At 56.3% G+C, this 24,887-nt stretch carries 17 protein-coding genes and 10 pseudogenes; 17 read left to right on the forward strand and 10 right to left on the reverse strand.

The window, feature by feature from the left end:
* Together VL15_RS14820 and VL15_RS14825 are read left to right on the forward strand one after the other, a co-directional pair.
* A pseudogene (locus tag VL15_RS14820) lies at positions 1–968 on the forward strand (IS5 family transposase); the annotation flags it as partial.
* A gap of 155 nt (positions 969–1,123) precedes the next feature.
* Complete coding sequence (locus VL15_RS14825; RefSeq protein WP_048246389.1) at positions 1,124–1,378, forward strand: acyl carrier protein; 255 nt, start codon at positions 1,124–1,126, stop codon at positions 1,376–1,378.
* A 16-nt stretch (positions 1,379–1,394) separates the two neighbouring features.
* Here the strand turns inward: VL15_RS14825 and VL15_RS40035 are convergent.
* Positions 1,395–1,767, reverse strand: a pseudogene (locus VL15_RS40035) (transposase); the annotation flags it as partial.
* A 124-nt stretch (positions 1,768–1,891) separates the two neighbouring features.
* Between VL15_RS40035 and VL15_RS14830 the strand changes: the two are divergent.
* The 6 genes from VL15_RS14830 to VL15_RS14855 all read left to right on the forward strand — a co-directional run bounded on the left by VL15_RS14830 (position 1,892) and on the right by VL15_RS14855 (position 7,745).
* Positions 1,892–3,238: an SGNH/GDSL hydrolase family protein gene (locus VL15_RS14830; protein ID WP_053077644.1), complete on the forward strand. Its 1,347-nt coding sequence runs from the start codon at positions 1,892–1,894 to the stop codon at positions 3,236–3,238.
* Between the two features lie 92 nt (positions 3,239–3,330).
* Positions 3,331–3,558, forward strand: coding sequence for a hypothetical protein (locus VL15_RS14835; protein WP_048246390.1), 228 nt, complete (start codon positions 3,331–3,333; stop codon positions 3,556–3,558).
* Positions 3,559–3,609: 51 nt separating this feature from the next.
* Complete coding sequence (locus tag VL15_RS14840; RefSeq protein WP_230684449.1) at positions 3,610–3,831, forward strand: plasmid pRiA4b ORF-3 family protein; 222 nt, start codon at positions 3,610–3,612, stop codon at positions 3,829–3,831.
* A gap of 435 nt (positions 3,832–4,266) precedes the next feature.
* Positions 4,267–4,668 (forward strand): hypothetical protein, encoded by a 402-nt coding sequence (locus VL15_RS41965; protein ID WP_230684450.1) that lies wholly within the window; start codon positions 4,267–4,269, stop codon positions 4,666–4,668.
* A gap of 14 nt (positions 4,669–4,682) precedes the next feature.
* Positions 4,683–5,561 carry a hypothetical protein gene (locus tag VL15_RS41970; protein ID WP_155420217.1) on the forward strand — a complete coding sequence of 293 codons (879 nt, stop codon included), beginning with the start codon at positions 4,683–4,685 and terminating at the stop codon, positions 5,559–5,561.
* Positions 5,562–6,269: 708 nt separating this feature from the next.
* The gene (locus VL15_RS14855) at positions 6,270–7,745 is read left to right on the forward strand and encodes an insecticidal delta-endotoxin Cry8Ea1 family protein (protein ID WP_048246392.1); all 1,476 of its coding nucleotides are present in this window, start codon (positions 6,270–6,272) and stop codon (positions 7,743–7,745) included.
* A 683-nt stretch (positions 7,746–8,428) separates the two neighbouring features.
* On the opposite strand, the gene VL15_RS40040 is transcribed toward VL15_RS14855, so the two are convergent.
* From VL15_RS40040 to VL15_RS40055, 4 genes and pseudogenes are all read right to left on the reverse strand, one after another.
* Complete coding sequence (locus tag VL15_RS40040) at positions 8,429–8,887, reverse strand: hypothetical protein (protein WP_080970830.1); 459 nt, start codon at positions 8,885–8,887, stop codon at positions 8,429–8,431.
* Positions 8,888–9,770: 883 nt separating this feature from the next.
* A complete protein-coding gene (locus VL15_RS43795) occupies positions 9,771–10,007 on the reverse strand; it encodes a BON domain-containing protein (protein WP_196319587.1) in 237 nt (78 codons plus the stop codon).
* Positions 10,008–10,592: 585 nt separating this feature from the next.
* A pseudogene (locus tag VL15_RS40050) lies at positions 10,593–11,013 on the reverse strand (hypothetical protein); the annotation flags it as partial.
* Between the two features lie 95 nt (positions 11,014–11,108).
* Positions 11,109–11,300, reverse strand: a pseudogene (locus VL15_RS40055) (site-specific integrase); the annotation flags it as partial.
* A 59-nt stretch (positions 11,301–11,359) separates the two neighbouring features.
* Here VL15_RS40055 and VL15_RS41975 point away from each other — a divergent pair.
* Positions 11,360–11,452: pseudogene (locus VL15_RS41975) on the forward strand (IS5/IS1182 family transposase); the annotation flags it as partial.
* Positions 11,453–11,486: 34 nt separating this feature from the next.
* On the opposite strand, the pseudogene VL15_RS40060 reads toward VL15_RS41975, so the two are convergent.
* The 3 genes and pseudogenes from VL15_RS40060 to VL15_RS39085 all read right to left on the reverse strand — a co-directional run bounded on the left by VL15_RS40060 (position 11,487) and on the right by VL15_RS39085 (position 16,633).
* Positions 11,487–12,327, reverse strand: a pseudogene (locus VL15_RS40060) (IS5 family transposase).
* Between the two features lie 121 nt (positions 12,328–12,448).
* A complete protein-coding gene (locus VL15_RS40065) occupies positions 12,449–13,267 on the reverse strand; it encodes a YadA C-terminal domain-containing protein (protein WP_196319588.1) in 819 nt (272 codons plus the stop codon).
* A 1,548-nt stretch (positions 13,268–14,815) separates the two neighbouring features.
* The gene (locus VL15_RS39085) at positions 14,816–16,633 is read right to left on the reverse strand and encodes a T3SS effector OspC family protein (protein ID WP_080970833.1); all 1,818 of its coding nucleotides are present in this window, start codon (positions 16,631–16,633) and stop codon (positions 14,816–14,818) included.
* Between the two features lie 397 nt (positions 16,634–17,030).
* Here VL15_RS39085 and VL15_RS40070 point away from each other — a divergent pair.
* Both VL15_RS40070 and istB read left to right on the forward strand, forming a co-directional pair.
* Positions 17,031–17,888 (forward strand): annotated as a pseudogene (locus VL15_RS40070) (DUF4158 domain-containing protein); the annotation flags it as partial.
* A gap of 7 nt (positions 17,889–17,895) precedes the next feature.
* A pseudogene (istB, locus tag VL15_RS14880) lies at positions 17,896–18,318 on the forward strand (IS21-like element ISBmu1 family helper ATPase IstB); the annotation flags it as partial.
* 67 nt (positions 18,319–18,385) lie between these two features.
* Here the strand turns inward: istB and VL15_RS40080 are convergent.
* Positions 18,386–19,336 carry a DUF4158 domain-containing protein gene (locus VL15_RS40080; RefSeq protein WP_230684451.1) on the reverse strand — a complete coding sequence of 317 codons (951 nt, stop codon included), beginning with the start codon at positions 19,334–19,336 and terminating at the stop codon, positions 18,386–18,388.
* A gap of 370 nt (positions 19,337–19,706) precedes the next feature.
* Between VL15_RS40080 and VL15_RS14890 the strand changes: the two genes are divergently transcribed.
* Positions 19,707–20,774 (forward strand): hypothetical protein, encoded by a 1,068-nt coding sequence (locus VL15_RS14890; RefSeq protein ID WP_155420219.1) that lies wholly within the window; start codon positions 19,707–19,709, stop codon positions 20,772–20,774.
* Between the two features lie 49 nt (positions 20,775–20,823).
* Complete coding sequence (locus VL15_RS14895; protein WP_155420220.1) at positions 20,824–21,090, forward strand: hypothetical protein; 267 nt, start codon at positions 20,824–20,826, stop codon at positions 21,088–21,090.
* Positions 21,091–21,490: 400 nt separating this feature from the next.
* On the opposite strand, the pseudogene VL15_RS43800 reads toward VL15_RS14895, so the two are convergent.
* A pseudogene (locus tag VL15_RS43800) lies at positions 21,491–21,668 on the reverse strand (IS5/IS1182 family transposase); the annotation flags it as partial.
* 246 nt (positions 21,669–21,914) lie between these two features.
* On the opposite strand from VL15_RS43800, the pseudogene VL15_RS40085 reads away from it, so the two are divergent.
* The 4 genes and pseudogenes from VL15_RS40085 to VL15_RS14910 all read left to right on the forward strand — a co-directional run.
* Positions 21,915–22,133: pseudogene (locus VL15_RS40085) on the forward strand (IS3 family transposase); the annotation flags it as partial.
* Positions 22,134–22,480: 347 nt separating this feature from the next.
* Positions 22,481–23,011: a PAAR domain-containing protein gene (locus VL15_RS14900; protein WP_048246398.1), complete on the forward strand. Its 531-nt coding sequence runs from the start codon at positions 22,481–22,483 to the stop codon at positions 23,009–23,011.
* Complete coding sequence (locus tag VL15_RS14905) at positions 23,008–23,772, forward strand: hypothetical protein (RefSeq protein ID WP_053077646.1); 765 nt, start codon at positions 23,008–23,010, stop codon at positions 23,770–23,772. The genes VL15_RS14900 and VL15_RS14905 overlap by 4 nt, the downstream gene beginning before the upstream one ends.
* Positions 23,772–24,863: a type VI immunity family protein gene (locus tag VL15_RS14910; protein WP_230684452.1), complete on the forward strand. Its 1,092-nt coding sequence runs from the start codon at positions 23,772–23,774 to the stop codon at positions 24,861–24,863. Before VL15_RS14905 ends, VL15_RS14910 begins: the two co-directional genes overlap by 1 nt.
* Positions 24,864–24,887 lie beyond the last annotated feature (24 nt).

A 24,887-nucleotide genomic window follows, 5' to 3' on the forward strand; every position in this document is an offset into this window, starting at 1 on the left:
TCGAGCGAGTCGACTGGGAAAAGTCTCGGACGCCGCGGTCTACTCTAACGTCGTCAAGAACGGGAGCCTGAAGCGAGTGATCGTCGATACGCCGGTGATGGAGAAGGCGATTGCCCATCCGACCGATTCGCGGCTGCTCGAGCGCTGTCGCGAACATCTGGTGAAGGCAGCCGCCCTGCATGAGCTGAAGCTGCGGCAGAGCTACCATCGCGAGGCGCCGCGCCTCGAGAACCAGATTGGGCGCTACGCGCATACGAAGCAATGCAAGCGGATGAAGAAGGTGTCGCGGGCCTTGCGTTTGCGAGTGGGCCGCGTGATGCGTGACGTCGAACTGCAACCCGATGGCGTCGCACAGCAAAGCCGCCCCGCGTTGGAAGACTTGATTAGCCACACGAAGCGGATTCTGTCACAGAAGCAAAAGGACAAGAACAATCTGTACGCGCTACATGCGCCGGAAGTTGAGTGTCTGGCCAAGGGCAAGGCGCGCAAGCTGGACGAATTCGGCGTGAAGGTTTCGATCACGACGACGCACAAGGAAGGCTTGGTCGTGGGCGCGCGCTCGATGCCGGGTAATCCGTACGGCGGGCACACGCCGGCCGAAGCGCTGGAGCAGGCGGCGATCCTGAGCGATGTCGGACCGGAGATCGCCGCCGTCGATCGCAGCTACAAGGGCGTCGCCATCGATGGGCGGATGAAGGTCTATCACCTGGGTTTGCGATGCGGCATCAGACGAGGCCTGCGCGCGATGATCCGCCGCCACAGTGCGATTGAGCCGGCCATCGGTCACATGAAGGCGGATGACAAGCTCGATCGCAATTGGCTAAAAGGCGCGCTGGGCGACGCGATCCATGCGGTGCTGTGCGGCGCCGGCCACAATCTGCGGATGATCTTCCGGAAACTGGCGTTTTTTCGCTCTGACTCTTGCCGTCCTGCTCAATCGCTGGGCTGTCGCGCTGGCGACGGCATGATGCCGCAGAGAAAATTGAATTATTCAGGGACGACCAATTAGCTTCTGCCGGTTGGGCGAATCAAGCTCAGCCGCCCCTGGTGCGATTCCGGTCAACTCTTTGAGGCAAGCAATGCCGTAGGGGTGATGTATAACATAACGCAAGGAACATGATATATGAAAAATGACGCTGAAATTGCAGCAGAAATTAGGTTGGTGATTGCTCGCCAGCTTCGCGTTGCCCTGCAGACTCTGAGTGACGACAAACATTTAGTATACGACCTCGGTGCCGACTCGCTGGATTTTTTCGATTTAGGGATTGAGTTGGAAAATATGTTTGGTTTGGTATTCGATGAAAGCGATATCGTATCCATGAATACAGTCGGTGACGTTGTGGCTCGTGTATTGGATGGGATTGGGGCTGCTCGATGAAAATTGAGAGCGTACCTTCACAGATCTGCTTCACTGGTCGTCTCCCGGCAAAGATGGCGCGCAATCCATTTTTTGCTCGACCGTATTCGACGGCTTCGCGCAGGATTTCCGCCTCCATCGTCTTTATATGGACGCCTCCGGCAGCTCACGAATCTGCTTGAGCGCGTCGGCCAGCTCCGAGGCCGAACCACTTCGTCGTCAGCCTTGACCGCTGACAGGCTCCCATCCTGGTACAGCTTGCGCCAGTGGAACAGCTGGTTCGGGTTCACATTGTGCTGGCGCGCGACCATCGAGACCGTCTTGCCCGGCTCGAAGGTCTCTCTGACCATCGCCACTTTTTCTTCTTCCGACCACCGCCGCCGGCGCTCGGGCCCCGTCAACACTTCCATCACTTCTCGCTTGGTGTTAGTCAAAAACACAGTCGCATGCCTGCCCGTTATTGCACGTGGGTGACTGTGTCCGGCGTTTCAGGGGGCTGCTCCAAATTGCCAATCAAAACTACTCGAGGAGATTATGAATCATTCCCGTATTGCCTCGCTGACCCGCCGTGCCGCCATCGCGGTGTTTGGCGCTATATTGGTCTTTGCCCCCGCGCACGCTGCCTCCGTGCCGCTGCCCGCGCCGACGGGCGACATGTCGCTGTCGCCGGCCGGCCCCGACGTCGTGCCGGCCTCGCCCCCGCCGGCCGGCGCCTCCGCGTCGCTGCGCACGGCGCGCCGCGGCGCCGACACCTACACGTACCTGCGCTGCTGGTACCGGATCGACGCGGATCCGCTGAAGCCGGCCGCGACCTACGAGTGGGCGCGCGATGCGGGCAGCGGCGACTGGTACCGGGTGTCCGGCTACTGGTGGGCGGACGGCATCACGCAGTGGAAGAACATGTTCTACAGCACGACGTCGCAGGACACGCTCGCCGACGTGTGCCGCAAGACGCTGGCCGCGAAAGGCATCAAGACCGGCCTCACGCAGGCGGTCGCGGCCAACAACGCGCTGTCGTTCAACTACACCGTCTGGACGATCGACGCCGCGCAGCAGGACGCGCGCGTGAACAAGCTGATCGTGTTCGGCGACAGCCTGTCGGACACCCAGAACATGTTCAACGCGAGCCAGTGGAAGCTGCCGAACGGCACGAGCTGGCATGCGGGGCGCTTCAGCAACGGGCCGGTGTGGCCGGAATATCTCGCGAACGCGCTGCGGCTGCCGTTCTACAACTGGGCGATCGGCGGCGCGGCGACCGACCAGCACCTCGTCGTGCCGGGCCTCGTGCAGCAGATCGACTCGTGGCGCGAATACATGGAGCGCGCGCCCGACTACCGGTCCGGCAACACGCTGTTCGCGGTGTTCGCGGGCGGCAACGACCTGGTGAATTACGGCCGCACGCCCGAGCAGGCGGCGAACGCGGTGCGCGACAGCCTCGACAAGCTCGCCGCTGCCGGCGCGACGCGGATCATGCTGGTGACGCTGCCGGACGTGTCGCGCGCGCCGGTGTTCGCGACCCGCAGCGACACGGCGAGCGTGGCCGCGCAGGTGAAGGACTACAACAAGCGCCTCGCCGACGCGGCCACCGCGCTGCGCGCGCGCTACGGCGCGACGCTGCGGCTCGAGGTGTTCGACGCGTACGCGCTGTTCGACGACCTGCTGAGCCACCCGGCCAAATACGGCTTCGACGATTCGACGCGCTCGTGCCTCGACATTCCGAAGCCGTCGTCGTTCACCTACATGGCCGCGCAGACGCCGCGCGCGGACTGCCGCGACCCGGCCCGCTTCGTGTTCTGGGACACGCTGCACCCGACGACGCGCACGCACGCGTGGCTAGCAGAACGTCTGGTGGAATATTTGCAAGAGCGATTCGGAATCTAACTGGATACTGATATGGAAGGGCCGTGGAAGTAAGTGGGCCTCCTGGAGTAAAACGAGGATTCGGAGACTCGTTTCTTGAAAGGAGCACGCAAATGGATGCGCCTGACACGGCCTTTCAAGGGCAGGATTCGACGGTAACTAGCCGGCTTTACATGGCTTTGGAGCTGGGCGAGAAGAACTGGAAGCTGTCCCTGGGGAGCGGCGCGCAGGTACCCAGCCGTTGCACGGTCGCCGCCGGGGATACCGGGGTGGTACTGATTGTGATCGCCAAGACGCGGCTGCGCGGGAGTATCAGAATTTCCATGTTCAAGGCGGGTTAATAATCAAACGGATGATCGAACGAAGCGATCCTCGTAGAGGATCGCGAACTTGTGCCTGATCCAGACATGCGCCGGCCGTTGTGCCTGGACGGGCAGAATGCATGTCCGCCGGAAGACGTCCGCGGAGTGCCCAGATATGTCGACTTCCTCGAAGCGATCACCAATTCGACGCATGAGCAGCACGATTACTTCCTTGAGTGGTGTGGCGGCTTCGATCCCGCCGCCTTCGATCTCGTGCTCGCGAATCAGCGGCTCTCAGAGGTCAAGTTCTGATCGTCAAGACGGCCTCGGATTGACGCTTATGACGCTTTGTCCTTGCACTCGAGCTATGCAGTGATGCCGATTTTTGCAAATTCTACCGAGTTGCCCCGTGATCGATATTTGAAAGATGCGGCGAGCTTATTTAGGAAATAATGCATTTAATAAAATTCTATTTTCATGATGTCAGTCGCATATGGATCCGGCGGGATTGCTGGTTCCATAAAGGAGCTCGGGTAGATGAAATTGTGCTTTGTTTGGCTTGCCGTTACCATGAAATGGAGAGTGGTGGCATAATGTAAGGGTATTTGATAAATTTTTTGGCAAGATAATCTAATTCATATGAAGCGACAAGTAAATTCAAATTTAAGCGCTGCGCCAAAGGTGAGGCCCGATGTCATTGCTAGGCATTGCATCGATATAATGAATGGGGAGACGGATTTTATGTCCATGACGCGTTTTGATGATGCTAGGTTGGAGTTTATCTATGCTCGCGGCTATGAATCTTTCAATTCGGGAGACCTTGATTCGGCAACTTATGATTTCGGATTTCTGATTTTGCATCGACCGCTCGATTTTCGTTTTCATTTTGCCTTTGCTTGTGCACTCAAACTCCACGGCGAGTTTCGTTATGCCATTAATTTTTTTTGCTTTGCCGTCGCCATGAAATCGGATGATCCTTTTTGTTCCTTTCATATTGCGGAATGCTTGCTGGCGCTCAATGAAGTCGAAAGTGCGCGCGATGCACTCGATGCCGTGATTAGCTTGTGCCATGGGCAGACTAATGAAGGTTGGCGGTATGATCAGCTGCGTCACAAAGCTGAATCCATGATAATTAAATTAAGCCGATAAAACGAGGGTGCTGTATGAATAGCATTAAAGCCGCGTACATCGCGCCGCCAAGTATACGCACGAGAGATGCAGTAAAAGACAGCGAAGGGGAAGAGCGTTCCAAGCTTGAGAAGGGTGAAACTTGCGAAAGTATTGGGATGGCCGCCCCCTTCCGCACTCCACCGCATGGTGCGTCCACTTTGGAAAATTTAAAAGAGATCGCATCGAAGGCTAATGATAATGCAAGAAAATTCGGCGTCGACATCAAGAAGCGAAAATTTATGGGAAAGGCGTTGGCGCTAGCTGCTTCTGTTGTCGGTCTCAGTGCGGCCATCGCCGTCACGGCGCTCACTGGCGGGGGCGCTCCACTCTTGGCAATCGCCAGCGTAAGTTTCTGTATAGTCTTGGCAGACACATGCTGTGCGCTATATGACTGGCACAGCAAGAAGATGGGCGGTAGCGGCTTGCCGATGGAAGATGACGGCATTGGAAATGCTGTACTAAATATCGCAAGGCGCTTCAATGTCTCCGATGAAGCTTCGATGAAGGTAGGAACTTTTGCTTCAACTGGGGGGCGTGCGTTACTCGCTGTTGGCGGTGCGGTCGCTGGCCAACTCGATCCGGCATCTCTCGCCGGAAGCGCTAAGGTTGCGGTGACTATCATGAGCTCCGCTGTTGCGCCATTTCTTAGTAAAATTGGTAAGAGTGTCGAGGGGGGAGAGACTCTAAAAAATAAACAAGAAGATAATATAAAAATGGCCTTGAATATAAATAATGAAATTAAATTCATGGAGTTTGCGAATAGGTTGAATTTTGAATTTAGAGAGTGGTGTGATAAAATTGAAATTATTAACGAGCGTGGAGAAGATTCGTCCTCTAATAAAGTCTCTTTTTTTGGGGAGACTTTTGTATAGTTGTGTTGTGATCACGCCTAGGGAAACACCGATTTATCAGGATCGACGGTCATCGACGGCGCAACCGAAGGCGTTGTGAGGAAAGCTCACCGTCGAACCCGGTGTGACGGTGGGCGCTTCAAGGTGCAGCCGGAAAAATTCTGCATCCACTGCATCAACAACTGCCGGGCAGCATCCGCAGCGTCTCGTTCCTCTTGCGCGGTCACCCAACTCCGCAACATGTGGCGTTCAAGTAATGGTGCAGTGCCACCGCCGCATCGACACATTCGGCTGCATCGCCGCGCGGATCACCTGCTCCTTGAGCTCCTTGCTGTGCGTCCGACGCCGTGTCGGCTGCACAACGCCTTGTTCCACATTGGCCTCATTCATCGTGTACATCTGCCATTTAAAATTTGGATGGACAAGATTCTTGCCGCCGCCGAACCCTTGATCAAGATGTCTTCCCCGAGTGCTTGCGTTCGAACGAACGGCGCCGCCTCTATCATCTGGCGACGAATAAACGAAATTGTTCTGAAATTTTTTCGATAACAGTGTGTGCCATATTGGATGGTGTGCCCAAAATGTAGGGGCTTCGCTTTGGTGGAGGGTAGTTCGCTTTGTTGATCGATTGTTGCTGTTAATTTACGTACTCGGGCGTATGTCGGCAGATTGAATAAATATTTGTGTGATTATCAACGATATTCGTATTTTTGTGGAGCTTGAAAAGCGATGCTGACACGACGCACACTACTTAAGACCATTCCAGTATTGGGAAGCGCGTGGGTTCTGCCGACGCTTTATGCGGCGCCGGTTACTGTATATGTTGACATCAATCAGGATGACATACTCGACACACTTAAGACGATCGTTACATGGGGGCTGGGCCAGATCCCGGAGGTGGGTAGCATCCTGGCGGCGATCGTAAGTCTGCTGTGGCCGAGCGGCGGCCCGGATGCATGGGATCTCGTCCGAAAGGAGGTCGAGGCGATGATCGACAGCAAGATCAACGACGCAGTTTACAGCTTGCTGAAGGCGGAGCTGGACGGTCTTGGTGGCGCGTTAAAGCTGTACTTCCAGGCAGTGGCAGCGCACGATATGGAGACAATCCGGATGCAGTTCATTGCCACCAATACTCTCTTCGTCGCAGCCGCTTCGAAATTCCAGAACAAGGATTACCGATGGACTCTCGCTCCGCTGTTCGCGATATTTTCGCAGCTGCACTTGCTGCTGCTACGTGACGCCGTTTTGAATGGCAAGAACTGGGGGGGGGGCGCCGAGGCCTATGCGAACGTCGTGACGCAAGCTGGTGATACGGCGGAAGCGTACATTGGCTATCTCGATATGGTGGTCGCGGACGAGAGGTCTCGTTTGGAGAAGGGAGCACCTGCGTCGCCTGGTCAGCACCGTACGGAAATCTATAATTACTGGCAGCCTTTCGAGTCTAAGCGGATCGTGCTTATCGACGATTATCGAACGCTGCTGGTGTATCTCGATCCAGTCAAGCATCCGGACGCATCACAAGAAATCCCATTCAAGGACGTCTACAGCCGCGCGTACGGAACTGCTGATGACTGGGACCAAACGTGCAGCAACTGGTCCAAAAACGCTGTAGCGACACCATACAGTGCGCCCCTTGCAAGCTTTTCTAGCATCTACATTGAGCTGTGGAATCGCACGCCGCGCGTCGTCAGAGTGCAATACCCAAAAGGCGCAGGGCCCAAAGTGTGGGGTGGCAATCGCACTGACCGTACCGAAATCATAGCAAATGCGGGTGGCGGTCGCGAAAAGTATACCGTTACATTGCCTAAGCTAGGACCGGGCAAGCTGTACAATGTCAAAAAAGCACACGTGACAAGTGGTAGCATCCCAATTGGTCTCACACTGGAGCTCGATGACAGTCGTCGAGTGGAACTGTGGAACCGTACCGACTTGCCAGGCACGCCAACACATGAGGTCGCCGTGCTTGGCCGAATGTTGACGACGTTCAACATGTGGACGCGCAGCCGCTTTTACGACAATGATCTTGGTTGTTTGATCCTGGGCTTTAGCCGTGACACACGTCGCATTCCTCCGCATGCAAAGGATGCATTCTACGTGGGCGCGCTGACCGAGCCAAACACCGGACCACAATATCTTCCGCGCGCGATTTCACCAAGCCTACTGGCGCGACGCAACGCGTTTTGGCGCGATATTTTCGCCCGTTAACACAAGCCCTCAGCGAACCGAGGGCAGATGATGGTAGCTGCCACTGAACGGAGAATTGAAATGAGCGTTTCCTGATCTGCGGCGATACTAATTCTGCCAAAATTTCACGGAAAGCAGGGATGTGGCCGCATAACTTGGGCCCGTTGGAAGGCGAAAAACAGAGGGAATCAAGGGGGTCATGGACTCCCAATAAGTCGAGGTCTAACGCTCCTCATAAATAACCATAGATAATTCATATGTATGTGATTTTCATATTTCTGAATTTGTTGGCATTTTCAGCGTATGCCAATGCTCAAGTCGTCAGTGGTGTCGAGTTGACGGGATCATCTGCTTCTAAGTTCAAATCGCCCTTGGCGCGTAACATAGGCAGACACTATGTCTGCCTCTCCGTCAACGTCGATACGGAGGCGGTGCTTAGAGCTCAGTAGTGCAATCAACCAGGCAATTTCCTTCCCAGAACGTAAGAATTTGGTGGCTCGGGGCTATGGCCAAGAAGGAAAGTCGCGAAACGAGTTACGAGGATACGATAAGCGGGCAACCCTAGAGACCGAATATCGAAGGCTCAGATGTAGATAGATGATTGGCAGCTTTGGAATTATATTATTCCATGAGTGAGTGCGGCCCAAGGAAACTATTTCTTTTCAGAAGACTTGATAATTTAAAGTATCATATAAAAATCACGATTATTCCATGTCGAATAATGCGGGGATAGGGGACGTCAGTCCCTCGATCGCGAATCGATGCAACTTGTTGAGCGCGTCGATGTAGCGATGTGCCGGTGTCGCTGCGAGCTGCTCGTCGTGCAGCAGCAGCACCCTCTCGATTACCACCTTGTCTTTATCAAGCATGATCCATTTCTCGCCTTGTTCTGCGCGGGCAATGCATCGCTCCAGCGCCGCTTCAGCAAGCTGGAATGGACGATCACTCTCGCCTTCCGGTGTTTCGTCACGCAGATAGAACGCCACATAGACCGCCTTCAACAAACAGAGCAGCAGGTCTACATTGCCGTACCCGCGGCCGATGGTTGCCAGCGCGAGATGATGCTCGAGCGAAAGTGCACGCGTTTGGGAAAGCGGTAGCGGCAACAACAGGTTTTTGGTGAGCGGCCGATGCCCTGTACGTCGGTTAGATATTCTGTTCATGAGAATTAATCGAAAAGCGAGTGGTAGAGCATTAACGTTTGTAGAATTTTTGTGCTCGATCATCTTGCAAAGTAGTGCGAGTTCGTCACTTAATTTGACTAAATTATAATTTTATTTGGTGGATTCTTCGCAAATTTTGGCATGACTTTAATAAACAAGTAGTTGGTGGAAATGGCGCAGCTGCGAGCGAGTTTGTCCGATAATCTATCGGAATTGGCCGCGCCCTCGACCGTGTCCAATTCAGCGCGTTGCGATGACAGCTTTGATGTCGCAGTTGCGGAGCCGCTGACGACGAGACTTTGAATCGGAGCCCCGGCCGTCACATATATGCTCCAGCTTTCGAAGTAACCGGCCGCATGCACTTCGAACTGGCGGAATCTCGTCGAGGAGCGGCCGCTGTTTGGTAACGTCGCCTCTGTTTACACCAGTTGGGGTTATGCCGAAACGAGCGCAACAGGCGTCCGTGAGGATGTGACGTATGGCGCCGTTACATACGATCCGTGGGTTCTGATCGGTTTTCCGCCCATACCAACATCGCTATCCGTCGAAGAATCGATCTGGATAGATTTTCTCAATTTCGCTAGTAGCAACTCGTGGGACCTGCGCCACACGCCTTCCGGCCTCGCCGCCACCGAGAGCAGGTGACGACCGAATGCAAACTCAATCATGTCGATAGCTCAATTCAGTACAATCCTATTTTGAGTAGCAACGGAAGAATACATCATTCGATTTGCCGCGCGACAGGAATTGGAATATATCTTGCGCCACGGTTTCGGAAGCGGCCGCCGCGGTCTGATCGATGTTCATAATTCGCCATTCGCGATAGGTGTCTCGCTCGCCTGTTGTTCAATGTCCAAAGCAACTCTCTTTCAGAGAAACAATATCATTCGTCTTTTCGCTGACCTCTTATTCGTGTTTTACGGTTAGTCTGTTCGGCACTGATGCCCACCACACTCATCACCGCTTCACCAGCCTTTTCAATCTTCGCCCGGTCGGGCACGGTACCACTTAGCAGCACTGCGCCATCGCTCGTGCGCACCGAGATGTTCGATATTTCGATCCTTGGCGAGCGGCCCGAGCGCCTTGCGGCCGAACTGGCCGCTCGACGCCGTAGTCCCACTCGTATTGGCAGCCGAACTGATCCCTATTCCATTTGCCTTTGCGCTGTTGATTGCATTAATGTAGGTGTGCCATCAAACATGATTGTTGCCATGCCCCGTCCAGCGGCGATAGAAAATCGGTCAATTTTTTTATTCCCCTCTCTCATTTCAATTTTACATGTATTTATCAAATCACTTCGCCATGACATCGATAACTCGAGACGTGTCGCCGGGGCGATAGCATGGTGATGATCGATTGTGGCTTAACACGGATGAGAGTCAAGTTATGAGCGACTGTGATCGATTGTTCGACATACCTGCAGGCGCGTCGCATGATCCAACAACACGCTTGTTTCTAACTGGTCCTGCCTGAGTGAGCTACATAACCGAGAAGGCAATCAACAATTTTCAATGTTACATAGACAATTTATTTGATATGTAAGCCGGCTTCACCTTTCTCTCATCCAAAAATCCTACAATTCGCATGTGCCATTGCCGTATGGTGCGATGTGGGTTTTCAAAAATAAAAATAAAGTTAAATTCACGTAATCGTAAATCAAATATTTTTCGCCATCCAATGCGATTAACGCATTGGACTATCTTATATCTTGTGAGTGAGAGCTCCTGGCCAAACCTTGCAAGCCGTCTCGCAGGCTGGCGTACTGGTCGAGCACCGCGCGCTTGTCCAGGCTGGCGAGGAACGCGAGCCCTTGCCGCACCGGGAAGCGCGGCATCGTCGAGCGGCAGCGGGCCGCGCTTGCAGGTCAGCGTCGTGCGAACGAGCTTGCCGAGCAGGCTGCGAACCGGCGCGTCCTCGCCGGCCAGCATCACGGACGCACACAGTAGGTATTCGGTCATCTCGGCGCAGCGCCGCGTCGCGGCGTACTCGTAGTTCTCCTACGGCAGCCCGACCGCCTTGTCGATCACGTCCTACCGGCGCGCCGACAGCTCCTCCCAGCCGACCGGGTGGCTCGTGTGGCTGATGCTGGTGAGCAGCCGGAATTCGGTCTGCAACGACTGCCCGGAGAGGGCAGGGGTTGCTGGTTCGATCCCAGCCGGGCGCGCCAAGTCTAGCAAGACTCTCAGCGGTTTCCTCTCTTCGTCGGACAGCTTCGTTGCAGCTAGATTGCAGCCGGCATCGGCGCGGGCTCGGCCGTCAGCGGCGTGACCCACTGCGCCAGGCGACCCGCCGACAGGTGCGCGTACCGCTGCACCATCTCCATCGTTTCCCAGCCGCCCACTTCCTTCAGCACCAGGAGCGGCGTGCCGCGCTGCACGTGCCAGTTCGTCCGCGTGTGCCGCAGGTCTGACCCTGCCCTGAATCCACGTACAGCAAGAAGTTTGATAACTTTTTGTCTGTATGGAGAAGAGCATGCGTGACTACGAGCGACGTGCCGATGTGTCCGAGGCCATGATCCATCTCGCGATGGGCAGCCTGTTGTTACGCAGAATCTCTCATCCCTGATTTTCCAAACGCGCTCTTAGAAGCTGTTGCGAAATTAATCACACGCTGTCTTGAGTTTGTTCCAGCAAATCAGGCAACACGCGAGCGAGAGGAATGCCTCATGCACGTGTGCGTACCGTTCGTAGCGAATCTTGAGCCGTCTGAATGCATGAAGCCAGGCAAAGGAACGTTCGATGAACCAGCGCGTTTTACCAAGGCCACTGCCATGAGGCGAACCGATTTTGGCAAGCAGGGCGTGATGCCACGCTCGCGCAGACGCTGCCGGTGTGGCTCGGAACTGTAGCCCCGGTCACCCTGAACAATTTTCGGTTTGCGCAGAGGACGTCCACGTTTTCCTCGGATGGGAGGAATCGCCTCGACCAGCGCATCGAGTTGCGTGATGTCGTTGCAATTGGCGGCAGTCAGGATGACCGCGAGCGGGATGCCTTGCGCGTCGACGATGAGGTGGTGCTTGCTGCCGAGCTTGCGCCGGTCCGTTGGGTTCGGGCCGGTTTTTTTCCCGCACGCATTGCGCGAACTGACGAGCTGTCGACAATGGCGCGTGCCATGTCGAGCTGGCCACGACGGCGCAACTCCGCCAGCAGCGTCTCGTGGATGCGTTGCCAGACGCCTGCCTCTTGCCATGCAATCAGCCGCCGCCAGCACGCAGTGCCTGAACCGCAGCCCATTTCTTGCGGCAGCAGATTCCAGGCGATGCCTGAGCGCAGCACGAATACGATGCCGCTCAGCACCGCTCAGCACCGCTCAGCACCGCTCAGCACCGCTCGGTCTGGCGTTGGCTTGCGTCCCGCGTATCGGCGGTTCCGCGACGCTCGCTTCGGCAGCAAAGGTTCGATGAGTGACCACAGCTCGTCGTCTATCAGTTCTTGGTGCATCGCTTCCTGGCAGGAAAAACAAGTCAGAAAGTTAACACCCTCTCGAAAAAGTTAACAGGCCTAATCCGTAATTTCGCAACAGCTTCTTAGGCGGTTACGCGAGCGACGCGGGACCGTTCGGTCAGAACTCGCAGCCGACTTGGGCGCGGACGCCTGCGTCGCCCGTCGACGTGACGGAAACTGCGCTGTTCATTAACCACTTATTATCGCGCGAACGGTAGGTCACACCGGCAGCGACCGCGTTGCCTCCCTTATAGGTGGCGCCGCCTGCCGCGACGATCGTCCTGCCCGGACCAGACGGCGTTAAGTTAGGCATCGCCATCGCGGCCGCGATCCCCGCGTAAGCGCTCTTCGCAAGCTGGTTGATCGAGCGGTTCGTGTCGTCGAGACGCTGATTCAGCGCGTTACTGAGCGAGTGAACCGAGCTATCGGTGTACCGGTTCGCCGACGCGAGCGCATCACTCACTTGCTGCGCATTCGCCGCATCGGTAGGCGCTGTACCAGCGGCGACATTCCTCAGTTGCACGGCGTTGCTACCACTGTTGAACGTGACGCTGTTCTTGTCGGCATTGTCGTACTGAACAGCGCTGGCCTGTAGCACACCCAAAGCCGTATTGGTCGCATTCAATTGCTTGCCAGTTACCACCGAAGCGCTTGTGCTTATATGAGACAGCACCGCGTCTTTCAGGCTGGCGAGCGTACGCGTGCCGCCCGCGCCAGACACGTCGATCATCTCACTGCCCGGTTGTAAGATCGGCACGCGCAGATGATCGTCAACTCCACGCGAAAATTCTTCGAGTGAATCTGCGTATAGACGGATGCTATCATTTTTTCGATGCTCATCGAAATCGTCATCTATAAAACCATCTTCAAAATCGAAGAGTCGATAAAAACCCTTTGCGTGATTGTTTATCGCATACCGAGCGTTATCGCCCGACATGTCTTCTGAGTCGACCGTTGCATATGCTAAACTAGCGAATGAGCTTAGCATAACACACGTGACCGCAGATAGGATTCGACTCGGACTGGTATACATTGACCTGATATCGATGCACCCTCTTGCTGAAAGATGGGCATCGGCCCAATTGTTCAGCATGGCGAGCTGTCCAGCAGACTTCCACATTGCCTCGAAAACTCTCACTCAAATCATCTCGCGGAGGTCGGCTGTCGCGCGGCGTTGTTGCATAAATGCGGCCGCTTGACGTTTGGGCGCGACTTCCGTGGACGCAGATCTGCTAACAATTCGGGTTCCTACGTAGATTTTCGATTTTTGCCGAGAGGATTCGCCATGACATCAACCAACGACGTGAACCGAAGGGCGAAGGGACTCATTCAGTTTGGCCAAACAACTGATCAAGCGTATCGATCAATTCGCCTCCCACTACAACGAAAAATGTAAGCCGTTCGTCTGGACCGCCTCAGCCGACCCCCATCCTCGAAAATCTACACAGCCTTTGTTTGCGAATCAGCGGAGCGAGTCAATGGTTGACAGTATTCAAACGCTCTTTCGAGCCTAACGCTACAACACTTTCAGCTACGCTTGTTGTACCGTCAAGATGTGACAAAAATCGCCTACGCCGAAAGGCAACCAATGATCACATCGAGTCGGGATACGCGCATCGGGCAAATGCCTGATATCGATTCCCTCCGGAAGTTCCGAGCACGCATTAGTCTCATATTCGGCGCCTGATGAGTATTTTGGCCATCGCTGCTCGACTGAGTGGGACCATTAGACCGATCGTCGCCTGTCGACGATCGCGTGCCACCGATCCGGCCCTCAATGGTTGGCTATCGCTGGCACAGTCGCGATAGCGGTGTAGTTTGTGGCGCAGAGGGCGCACCTGGCGCCGATCGGTGATGCAATCATGTGCGGCCGCCAAACCGGTGCTCAGCAAGGCTCGGTTATCGTAACGCGCAGTCGATACGTCGAACTCAGGCCTGCTTACGCTTGGACGTTACAGGGATTGAGGGCGGGCCGTCGCTCGATTCCGAGCGGCCATCATGCTGCGGCGCGGACGACGCGGCACCAATCGGCTGGCGCCCTCGTTTTACGTAGGCCCGCCCGGACCTCATGAACGTCGTCTTGTCCGGGCGCGGGCCTTCCCATTTCAGGTCGATGCTGTATTCGCGCAATATGGCGACAATCTGGCCTTCGCGAAGCCGGCCGACGGGTGGAAGCGCACGCTTGCGGAAGTAGGCGTCGAGCTCGATGAACTTGTAGTAGGGGTCCCCTTGATTTCGCTGCGATTTACCCGGGTAGGGCGACTTAAGCGCGGTAAGGCTCAGCGGTCTGCCCCCAAAATAATAATCAATAAAATCAAGATCTGCTGATTTATTTTTCGTTCGCGTCTTAACGCCTCTGTGCTAAGCTCCCGAGCGGTGTCCACATGCGCTCGCTGGTGAACAAGAGCAATTCACTGCCGGCGCGATATTGGCCTCGAAGAACAGCCGAAATCGCGCGCGGCAAAATTGCCTGAATCAATAGCCATTACGGCATTGAAGATGCCAAAGTGAAACTACCCTTCTCCTGGGGTTCGGTGGCCTGACTTTCGCCACCAATCGGTTTTGCGAAGGATGCCATCGATTGAACCATTCCTGGCATCTGGTCTATGTTCGCGCCTCCAGCATAAAGTTTTGCGCTTCCGCGTCGCGCCTCAAGTTGATCGACAGCATCGATCGACCCAACAATGCCGAGATTCTTTAAAATCTCAGATCGCCTCTTAAGCCCCGCTTCCTTATCTTCAGGGAATGATTTGTAAAATTTATCGTCTCCTTCCCAGCCGAGGTTGAGATAATCCATCAACTCGTCTTTTGGAAAATTCCTCGACAACATGCTAACCACATCATTCTTAATACCCAACGTTGATTCCGCATACTTGAGTTTTGCGCCATGCTTTGTCAATACCGAAATCATCCGCTCGTCGCGGAATTTGAGCGCGTTATTCAGCATTGTGTCACCCTTGTTCACCTCCTCAAATTTGGTATTCACGTCAACCAAATTGAGGGACAGGAATTTGTCCAGAGTGTAACAACTTCGACCGCAGTTGCTCAGCAGGTATGCCACGTCACCAATGGACTGGCGAGCGAAGTCCTGCCGCGAAAATGTCCACTTCTCAAACAAGTAACTCGCAACTTTGTCGTTTCCAGATTTAATCGCGTGAACCATTGCGGACGCCGCTTCGCCTTTATCTGATATTTTTCCGTCCAGCTCGGAAAAATTAGTTGCCTGCACCGCCTCTTCAAGTGAAATATCCCGGAGCGTGTGCTTGGCATAGTCCCGAGAACTCAGAATTCTAGGTGCATGAAATTCGGCCTGGAATACACTGTTTAGAACGCGATCCATTTCGCGACCGGAGTTCATCCCCTGCGTCAGCACATACCTCTTAAATTCGGAATCTTTGCTATTTCTAAGAAATTCAATGAGATGCAGCGCTACCGCTTCCTTCATGTCGTTGAATGAAAATATCGGTGCATCTCCATATTCGACTCCCTCAGGAATGGCGCGCGAGAGCTCACCTTTCGCAATGGGAAACCGCTGAAAGAAGTCGGTATGCTCTGGGTACCTCCAACGAGGAAGGCGAGTTTCGAAGTGGTCCGTTAACGTGAGATAGCCATGCCGAAGAGATGGCAAATCCTCGGATACGGCGTATGCATTGGCACCAAAATCAACAGTCTGGTGCCGGCTATTCAGAGGACGATCTTCTTTCCCGATCCCTGAATACTCAACACCAAAAAATACAAAATCATGATTGCTCAAAATCCTCTTGTCTTCGGCGAAGGTTTTAGAGCGGAATGACTCATTGTCACGACACAGCATGTAATTGGAGGCAATGTTCAGTGTCTTCCCATCGTCCACCATGGCGTTGGTCTGGTGGCGAAAATCCCATTTTGCCGCCGTTATCTTTTCCTTTAGCGAGATCTCGTCGGTCGTGAGAGCTCCCAGGCTATTTCGAATCACGGAAAGATTCTTTTTTGAGAGATCATCAAGTTTTTGAAGTGAGCTAAATCCATAGGCTTCATGCCCTCCCTTCTTTGGAAGCGCGTCGCCAGTTTTTTCGAACGCCGATCCATTGGCAAACATCAAGCCGTAAGACTGCGCAGCCACCACCTTGCGCAAGAAAGTGCTGATTTTTTGTGCGGCCGTACTTTTCGGATCGTTACTGATGTCGATCGGACTATTGATTGAATTTTTCACATCCTTGATCTGATTGACGATCGAGGCGGGGCTCTGCGCTAGATTCTTGTCGCTATTTTGATGAATAATTCGATTGTTACCAAGTGCGGGCGCATTGATATGAATTGGCATATATATTGATGTCGGAATAATTGGTGCGATTAAATTATAACTCTTGAAATAACTTGACTTCCCGAATCAATATGGCAAAAGTTCCGGGCGAGCCAATCCTCGGCAATCACAAAATTTGCCAAGGCGAGCAGATGGAATTGCTCATTTCTCACAATACAAAATAGGGTCGCCGATTTCATCGGGTATTTCTACTATTTTTCGCTCATTATCGAGGCGGGCGTTTTCGCATAAATCAAGCCTGGAGACGAAAGGTGCCCATGGTCATGATCGCTGGCAATGAGGCCGGCGGGAGAATGGCCACTCCGGACCGGCACCACCTTGTCTGACGCCTCCGATTGCACCTCCGATGTTTTCCGGCTACGCTGCACAATCCATTTTTCGCGCGGAGGTGCGTGCGATGGATCACTGGCGGCAGGCCTACCTCGGCATGCGGCACTTTCCGCACGAGCTGACCGAGTTCGAGCTCCATACGTTCTTCACGTTCTCGGCGCGGGAACGCGCGCTGATCGACGGCCGACGCTCGCATTTGTACCGGCTGGCTGTCGGACTGCATCTCGGGTTCGTCCGCATGACCGGGCGCACGCTCGATGCTTACAAACAAATTCCGAAGCGACTCTGGCACCATCTGGGCGAACAACTCGGCATCGAGCCTCCGGATCTCGGCACCTTGCGCGCGCTGTACGACGATCGGACCGACACGCTCGCCGACCACCAGAAGCTGGCCTACGAGGCGCTCGGGTTTCGGCCGATGGCCGAGCATCAGCGCCGCTACGTGGTGCGCTGGCTCAAGGAGCGATTGTCCGGCAGGCAGGATCGCAGCACGGCGCTGTACGACCTCAAGCAATGGCTTTACGAGCATCGGGTTCTGATCGTCCACGACCGCGCGCTGTGGCAACTGATCGTTCAGGCGGTGCAGGATGTCGAGGCCGCGCTGACACACCAGCTCGAGGCCGCGTTCGGTGCCGCGACGCTCGATCAGTGGGGCGTGCTGCTACCCCGGCCCGAAGCCGGCGGCGCCAGCCTCCAGCAGTGGCTTTGGTCCGTCCCGCTACGGAATTCGACGAACCAGATGGGCGACCTATTTCGCAAGATCGAGCGCTTGACCAAACTTGGTGTCCATGATCACTGGCCGGCCGAATGCAACGAGGCGGTAGTCCGGCACTATGCGCGACGGTGCGCGAACCGTCCGCCGTCCGTCAGCAAGCGCATCCGGCAACCGGTTCGGCGGCTCGAGGCCGCGTGTTTCATGCGCTACCCGTGCGTGTCGATCGAGACAGGGGCGCGACGTGCTGTTCATCTCGCAGACCGAGCTGCTCAAGCGACTGAACACCGCGCGTGCCACTGGCGCCTATGACCGCAAGTTCCAGCAGTACGCCCGGGTGCCACTGCTGATCGTCGATGACTTCGCGCTCAAACCGCTACGTACCCCGCAGGACGAGGACTTCCACGATCTCGTCGCCGCCCGCTACGAGCACGCGGCGACCATCCTGACATCGAATCTCGACTTCGGTGAATGGGGCGCCGCGTTCCCCGACAACCGCATCCTCGGCACCGCCACGCTCGACCGGCTACGCCACGGCGCCTACCGGCTCGTCCTTGAGGGCGACAGTTACCGCACCCCGAAACCGATGCCCGATCCCCCTCAAAATGCAGTTGCCAAAAACGGTAAAAAACCGCAACCTTGAAGCCGTTCGAATCCGAGCTTTACCCCCGGTTCTGCTGGCGCCATTACGCCGCCCATCCCCGGCTCCTTTACGCCGCCCCGCGACAGTAGGCGTGCCGGACGAGGTCCGAGACGCGGCGGCCCGTTTGATAGAGCAGCGTGTCGGTCAGCTCCAGTAGCGTCACGTGCAGAAAGAAAATCAGCTCGATCGTGCGCGTCGACACCTTCAATTCACGAACCTTGGCGGGACGCCGGACCTGAATGCGCTGCGCATAGGCGCGCTGTTTCTCGATCGGCACCGCGTCCAGGTTCCACGTGTGGGCGCCGAGCGACTTGAGGAAACGAACCTTCGACAGGGTTTCGGTAATGGTCGACGGGCTGTGCCGTGCCGGCGGCGTCTTGAGCCATTCGAGCACCGTCATCCCCGACGTACCATGTTGAGTGGACAAGACCGCGTCGGCGCGCACCAGTTGGGCGTCGCTGACGGTCGCCTGGATCGTCGCAAGCAGGCCACGCTCTGCCTCCGCCCAGATCGCTCGCCCCAAGTCCCGTAACGTTCGCTCGGCGGGAATCAAAAGCCGCCTCTCGTACAGCCAGTGGTACGCATGCTGCACCAGTTCGTCGAGCGCCAGCGATTCGGCAGCATCTTGCCGCATCCACGCTTTGACGCCGGACCACTGGTCTGCGCCCATCGACATCAGGCCGAGGTATTCGCACGCCCGCACCTGATGCTCGTATTGGGTCTTGTAGCGTTGGTAGAGCGTGCGCAGTGACGCGATCGACGGTGTCGGCGGGCCGAGTCGCTCGCCGACATAGCGCAGCAGTTGCCGTGGCAGGGTCCCGACATGATCCAGCGTGTGACCGCTAGCCCGCAGAAAGACCAGTTGGATGGCGGCGCCTGCGCGGCGATCGCGCCGGAAACGTTCATTGATCGCGGCCACGTCGCTGTCGCTCAGCGCAAAGTAACGCTCGACGTCGAACTCCGACAGTCGCGCGGGCAAGCGATCCTGCCCCATATACCGAAATTCCAGGCCTAGCATCTACTGCCTCCCGCCACGGTCGCAATTGAAAATTGCGGGCAGGTAGCTTACCGCAGATCCCGGCCGGGACTGCCGACGATAGTCAGAATCGACCGCAAAGCCTTGCTGCAGAAGGCTTTGCGACGAAACCGCCAGATTTTGCACGAAGACCACGAGACTTTCCTTTCGCTCGACTGTTCTCAGACTTGCGAGAGTCAGCTCAAACCATTCTTCAACCAATTTCGCCGCAGCTCGCAATAATGGCGACAGATCTCGCTCATCCCCCACGAGTCGGCCGATTTTTGAAAGTGGCTTAAACACCCGATAACGTATCATTCATCTCAATGCGATTGAAATTGCTCAATGTCTTTTCTAAAATGGAAAACTCGAAATGCTATCGATAAGCCGAACTTCATATCACCAGCAGCCAAATCGTTCAAACGCGGCATCTGATCCCGATTCACGCGTCAGCTCGAACGACGGCACGCTCACACATGAGATCAAGCATGTCGGCATTGCGAGTCCAAGCGACCGGAAGCCGGCGCAAGCGGGGAAGGTACTTGGGGTATCCAAGCATGCACTGTCCAGCCCCTCGTCGCCGCAAGGTGCTAATCGGCAAGCAGCGTTATATTTGCCTTTTGTTTCTCCGGATGTGGTCATGCAATGCATGTGTAACAATAAGATGCGAGTTCAGAATGGTAAGTGCCCGATTCCGCTGATCGTACGGGATGACGCTACTCAGGATCAGTTTCGAATTTTGAAGCAGCAGATAGAGAAGCAGTACCGCGACAGTGGTATAGGGACGCTGACTAGAATCGAACAAATGAAGTATAGAGAAAAACTGTCCGATCAGGAAATCGATCGGCGATATTCTGAGCCCATGAGCCATGCCAGAGAGCTGATTCGGAATGCCGATATACTCCAGAATATGGAGGTGCGCAGCAATACGGGCGGATTCGAGCTGAGCCGAATGAATTGGCAGCGTGACAAGCTTTACATCGCCGGCCATTGCGCGGCAGGCACGGATATCCTGAGTGCAGATACGGAAGGAGCGCATGGTCAGATTTCCGTCGCCGACTTGGCAGAGCAACTGGCGACCGGAGGCCTGGATCGAGATTTTAGAGATTTTCGAGTCAAAGCTTGCTTCTCTGCGGATGCGCGGGAGCCGGCATCTTTCCGGCGAGATGATTTGCAGCGTGCCGCTGCGCCAAAGGTGGACACGTTGCGCCGCTTCCTTGGTTTGTTCGGAGGGCGTATGGTGTCGAGTCAGCCGTTTGCCCAGTCTTTGTGCAATGCGCTGAGCGAGCGAGGATTTGGGCAGCCGGAGGTCAGTGGTTATCACGGAGAAGGGGTGACTGGCAGCCGTGCCGGCCACCATATGCGTAGCTTGTCGCGCAGCGGGCTGCCGGGTGTTCGCGCGTCGGAAGTGAAGCGAATGTTTACGCCGAGCAAAAATTGACCTACATGAAGTCGGGCCGCCCAGGAAATTCGCAGGAGCTATTTGGCGGATGCAGTTCAACTTGGAAGGCATAGTAGGGGTGCCGTACCGACCCACACGGACCAACGTAGAACAAATCGCCATCTGGTCCACATTGGCTTGGACCGACCTCGATCCGTTCATCGACAAGCACTCCATGCGCATGCAGGCGATCGAGCGCTACGCACGCGGTGACATCGTCCAGCATATCGAAGCCGCGATGGGCGTCAATCGACATGCGCCGCATCTCGATGGACGGATCTACGGTGCCGTGCGCTCGTTGCCCACGTGCGCGTAGCGGATTATGTGCTCATACGGCCCTTTGCGATGCACGGAGAGCGCGGGAGCCGCAGCATGATGGTGATCACGGTGTCGCGTTGTTGGAACACTATCCGGTGCTCGCAGGGAATAAGCGTTGCGCAATTACCATCTGTAATAGACGGCAATCTGGCTCCCATCAGGGTGTGGTGGAAATCAGAAAAAAAGGAAATCAATGCGCAGCAAGGCCAGGGGCGCCGGCAAGGCTCCCGGAATTACACGAATGAGTTCCGCGTGCGCGGTCATAGCGGAAACACGGGCCCCGACACGCTCACTGGCGGAGTTACTCTCTCGCATGGCCTGAAAGTGAACCTTGTGTCGCTGGATCGGCGGGCATCGCAAATATAACCAAGGCCCCATGGGATTCGCCACCGAGTCTGCCGGTTGGCTCCCGTAACGGCAAGGCCAGCGGAATGCCCGTATCTACGATGAGGTGCCGCTCGCTGCCGGGCTTGCCGCGGTCCGTCGGGTTCCCTGGCCCCGGGGGCTGGGCACGATGGCTGCGTCAATACTTGCCCGTTCCCACGCTATCTGGTCATGGTCGTGCTCGCGCAGTCTTGCATCTCCGCCCTCCCGTCAAGGTCGCAATAAGAATTTGCGACCAAGTAGCTTGCCATTGATCCACAGCCTGGCTTGCCAACAATCGTCGGGAGGTGTGCCCGGAAAGCGTTGGTGCAACGGGCTTTCCGGCGAAACCGCCAGATTTTGCACGAAAAGGACGATTACCCCGACAAAGGACCCGGGTGGGTCAGATTTACTTCGGCGAAACGCCGAAAGGTGGGTCAGTTTTCAGTCGGCGTTGACAGCTATGGCCGTCCTCGCATCGCGCGGCAGCTGCTTGCTCAGGGCCGGCCGGCGAACGCCGAGCGCGTGCGTCGCAGCCTGCAACGTCAAGGGTTGCGCCCGGTCTACAAGCGTCCGTATCGGGTGACCACGGATTCGACGCATCGCCTGCCGGTGGCGCCGCATCTGTTGGATCGGCGTTTCGACGGCTGGCGTCCCAATCAAGCGTGGGTAAGCGAGCGAGCCGCATCTACGCGCGCCGATTGGCGCTGACGAGCGGAGCCCGGGCGAGTATCCGTAGGTGGCGTTCGGCAAGCATGAGGCATGCCTTGTTCTTGTAGACTCGGGGGGCTGGGGGGCAAGATGGCGTTTAACGAAGGATGGAGGTCGTTTGATCGTTAGTTGCGTTATTAGCTACAGCTCCTCCCTTTCGCTGAGCTCGATTGCAATACTTCTTCACCTGTCAACTCCTATCCCTACGCATCGGTAGCACCACTCCTACGTCTAACAATGGCTAACCCTTTCGATGAAGCCTGCCGGTAAGAAACCGTGCAAAATTCATCAGATAAAACAATCGAGGGCTGGCTATGACCTACGCGTTTATTCGCGAAGGCGATACGACGTCGCATGGTGGACACGTACTCGCCTGCACATCAACGAACATGATGTTCGGCAAACCTGTGGCGCTCCTCGGCGACATGGTGGCGTGTCCGAAATGTGGCGGCGTCTATCCGATCGTCGACGTCAAGGTGAGAAGCATGACCTTCGGCGGCCGGCCGGTCGCGACCGAAGGGGACAAGACGGCCTGTGGGGCGTCGCTGATCGCCTCACAAGGGTCGGCCCACGTCGAGCAGGTGTCGGGCGCCGCTGGCGGCATTGGTGGCGGAAAGAGCGTCGTGCCACAGCAAGATCCGAACTTGACCGATCGGTATCGCGGCCGGTTTCAAGTCCTGAACAGCGAAACGGGAAGCCCCGTTCCGAACCACCCCTACTCGTTCCAGACACCCGACGGTTCCACGATCTCAGGCGAGACCGACTCGCAAGGCTTCACGCAGTGGCACGAGTCTGCCGAGCCGGCGTCGATCACGTTTCACGGCGAGGGGAGTGCCGAAACGTGAGCAAGTGGTCGATCGGAGGCACGGCGCCAGGCGATGGTGAAACCAGTCGCGTCTACCTCAATTCGAAGCTGCGCCCCAAGGATCAGGCGAAGCTGTGCAGCCTGATGTGCACATGCAAGAACAATCCGCCGCAGTCTGTCGATGGCAAAGACCTCCGACAGATCTGCGTCGCAACGCAACTGAAAAAGGAAGACAGCGGCTTCACGACCAGCATCTACAAGGCGGAAGTGAAGTACCTGATGACGGTTCGGCCACCCACCCCGATCATGAGCCCGCGCACCCCAAACAAGACCTACGGCTGGCTCCCGCAGTGGATCAAAGACAACTGGGAGGGGGAGTACCAACGCGGCGCCGGCAACGTACGGATCCCCGATGTGGTGATCGTGAAGGATCCCGCGAAGGAGCCGACGCAGGATAATCTCGATGCGGTGGTCGAGATGAAGTTCAAGGGCGACACGTATTCGACGCGGCACCAGAAGCAGGACGAAGATATCGCGGGCCCGAACGCCTCTTCGGTCTTGTTAACGCCAGAGGATTGCGGGTGTCCTGACGACGATGGGAAGAAGCAGGAAAAGACCAGCGAGTACCCGGTGCTTGGACCCGTGCCTCGGGACGCCTCGGACGGTGCATCGAAAGCGGCACCCTGGAGCCCGTTCGATGAGCTTGAGGGCGTGACGAAACGTGCGCGCAGCGTCTTCGGCCCGCGACCGCCGGACGGTGCTGCGCCTCCACCATCGCCGAACCTGATTCCGTTATTCTGATGATCATGGACAAACAAGCACTGATCGAGTGGGCGAAAAATGCCCAGACTGATGCCCTGTTGAAAGGGGGCATGCTCCTGCCCAAGCAACGCCACGACTACATCGGCGCTGCCATGGTTGTGCGCGCGGCGCTGTTTTTCCCGAACGCGTATCAGGAAGCCGTGCAGGGCGAGATTGCAAACTGCTTCGCCGCGTATTCGGCCTACGTGGGTCCGCGTCTTCACTGGCTCACGCAGGATGGCCGGAAGCCCGTGCAGCTGAAGGATGGCCAGGTCGACCCGAAGGCGTTTCGCGCGCGGGGCGACGCGGGTGTCACGGCCTATGTGTCGTCTGGCGAAAAGGCTGACGATGCCGGACTGTGGGAGTTCCGCGTGTTCGGGACCTTGGAGTACGAGGAAGCGATGCCGGAGGGCGGCGCCAGCGCGCTGACCTTCTCGGTTCCCGCGCCGTTTCTGGTTGCCGAGCCTCGCGCATTTCAGCAGCTGTTCGTCGACTTCGCGAAGCGACTGAACGCTTACAACGGCTATGCCGGATTCGCGGTGAATCTAAGCCTGACGGAAGCCGAAGCCAACACTCCGACGGAATACTGGTTGGCTAGGCGTCACATTGCACTCGACGTCGGCAACCCGCTGCTCAACGCGACGCACCTGCGAGCCAAACTGAAAACGGTGTCTTGGCTCACGTGTCTGGACAAGACGTTGTTGGAGCAGGTGGGCGGGATCTCGGCGCTCCGAAGCGAGCTACCGCCAGACTGGTACGCGCTGTACGACATGAACGGCGGGGTCGTGATTCAGGCCGGCCCTGAAGCAGAGTCCGGTGGCGCAGCCGATGAGGCAGGGAAGGGGCCGCCGGTCGCGCCGGCGAACTACGTGATCCTCAACAATGCTCTGAAAGCCGTTCGAGCTACTACGGTTTGGCGTTTGCAGCGCGGTTTGATGGGAGCCGCTGCACCGTACTTCGATACGACAGCCGAAAGCGATGATTGGCTGCGTCGATTCGATGTCGACGAGAACAGTCTGCTCGACTACAAAGCAAGGCTGCTCAAGATGCCAAAACTCACCTCGGCTACGGCATTACCTGATCATCTTTGAAGATGCCCGCTGACGGTTCTTCGC

Source organism: Burkholderia cepacia, from assembly GCF_001039005.1.
Taxonomy (GTDB): Bacteria; Pseudomonadota; Gammaproteobacteria; order Burkholderiales; family Burkholderiaceae; genus Burkholderia; species Burkholderia theae.

Coding starts and splice junctions, on each gene's coding strand:
- VL15_RS14825 (WP_048246389.1), top strand. CDS start 1,124: ATGAAAAATGACGCTGAAATTGCAGCAGAAATTAGGTTGGTGATTGCT.
- VL15_RS14830 (WP_053077644.1), top strand. CDS start 1,892: ATGAATCATTCCCGTATTGCCTCGCTGACCCGCCGTGCCGCCATCGCG.
- VL15_RS14835 (WP_048246390.1), top strand. CDS start 3,331: ATGGATGCGCCTGACACGGCCTTTCAAGGGCAGGATTCGACGGTAACT.
- VL15_RS41965 (WP_230684450.1), top strand. CDS start 4,267: ATGACGCGTTTTGATGATGCTAGGTTGGAGTTTATCTATGCTCGCGGC.
- VL15_RS41970 (WP_155420217.1), top strand. CDS start 4,683: ATGAATAGCATTAAAGCCGCGTACATCGCGCCGCCAAGTATACGCACG.
- VL15_RS14855 (WP_048246392.1), top strand. CDS start 6,270: ATGCTGACACGACGCACACTACTTAAGACCATTCCAGTATTGGGAAGC.
- VL15_RS40040 (WP_080970830.1), bottom strand. CDS start 8,887: ATGAACAGAATATCTAACCGACGTACAGGGCATCGGCCGCTCACCAAA.
- VL15_RS40065 (WP_196319588.1), bottom strand. CDS start 13,267: ATGTCGGGCGATAACGCTCGGTATGCGATAAACAATCACGCAAAGGGT.
- VL15_RS39085 (WP_080970833.1), bottom strand. CDS start 16,633: ATGCCAATTCATATCAATGCGCCCGCACTTGGTAACAATCGAATTATT.
- VL15_RS40080 (WP_230684451.1), bottom strand. CDS start 19,336: ATGCTAGGCCTGGAATTTCGGTATATGGGGCAGGATCGCTTGCCCGCG.
- VL15_RS14890 (WP_155420219.1), top strand. CDS start 19,707: ATGCTATCGATAAGCCGAACTTCATATCACCAGCAGCCAAATCGTTCA.
- VL15_RS14895 (WP_155420220.1), top strand. CDS start 20,824: ATGCAGTTCAACTTGGAAGGCATAGTAGGGGTGCCGTACCGACCCACA.
- VL15_RS14900 (WP_048246398.1), top strand. CDS start 22,481: ATGACCTACGCGTTTATTCGCGAAGGCGATACGACGTCGCATGGTGGA.
- VL15_RS14910 (WP_230684452.1), top strand. CDS start 23,772: ATGATCATGGACAAACAAGCACTGATCGAGTGGGCGAAAAATGCCCAG.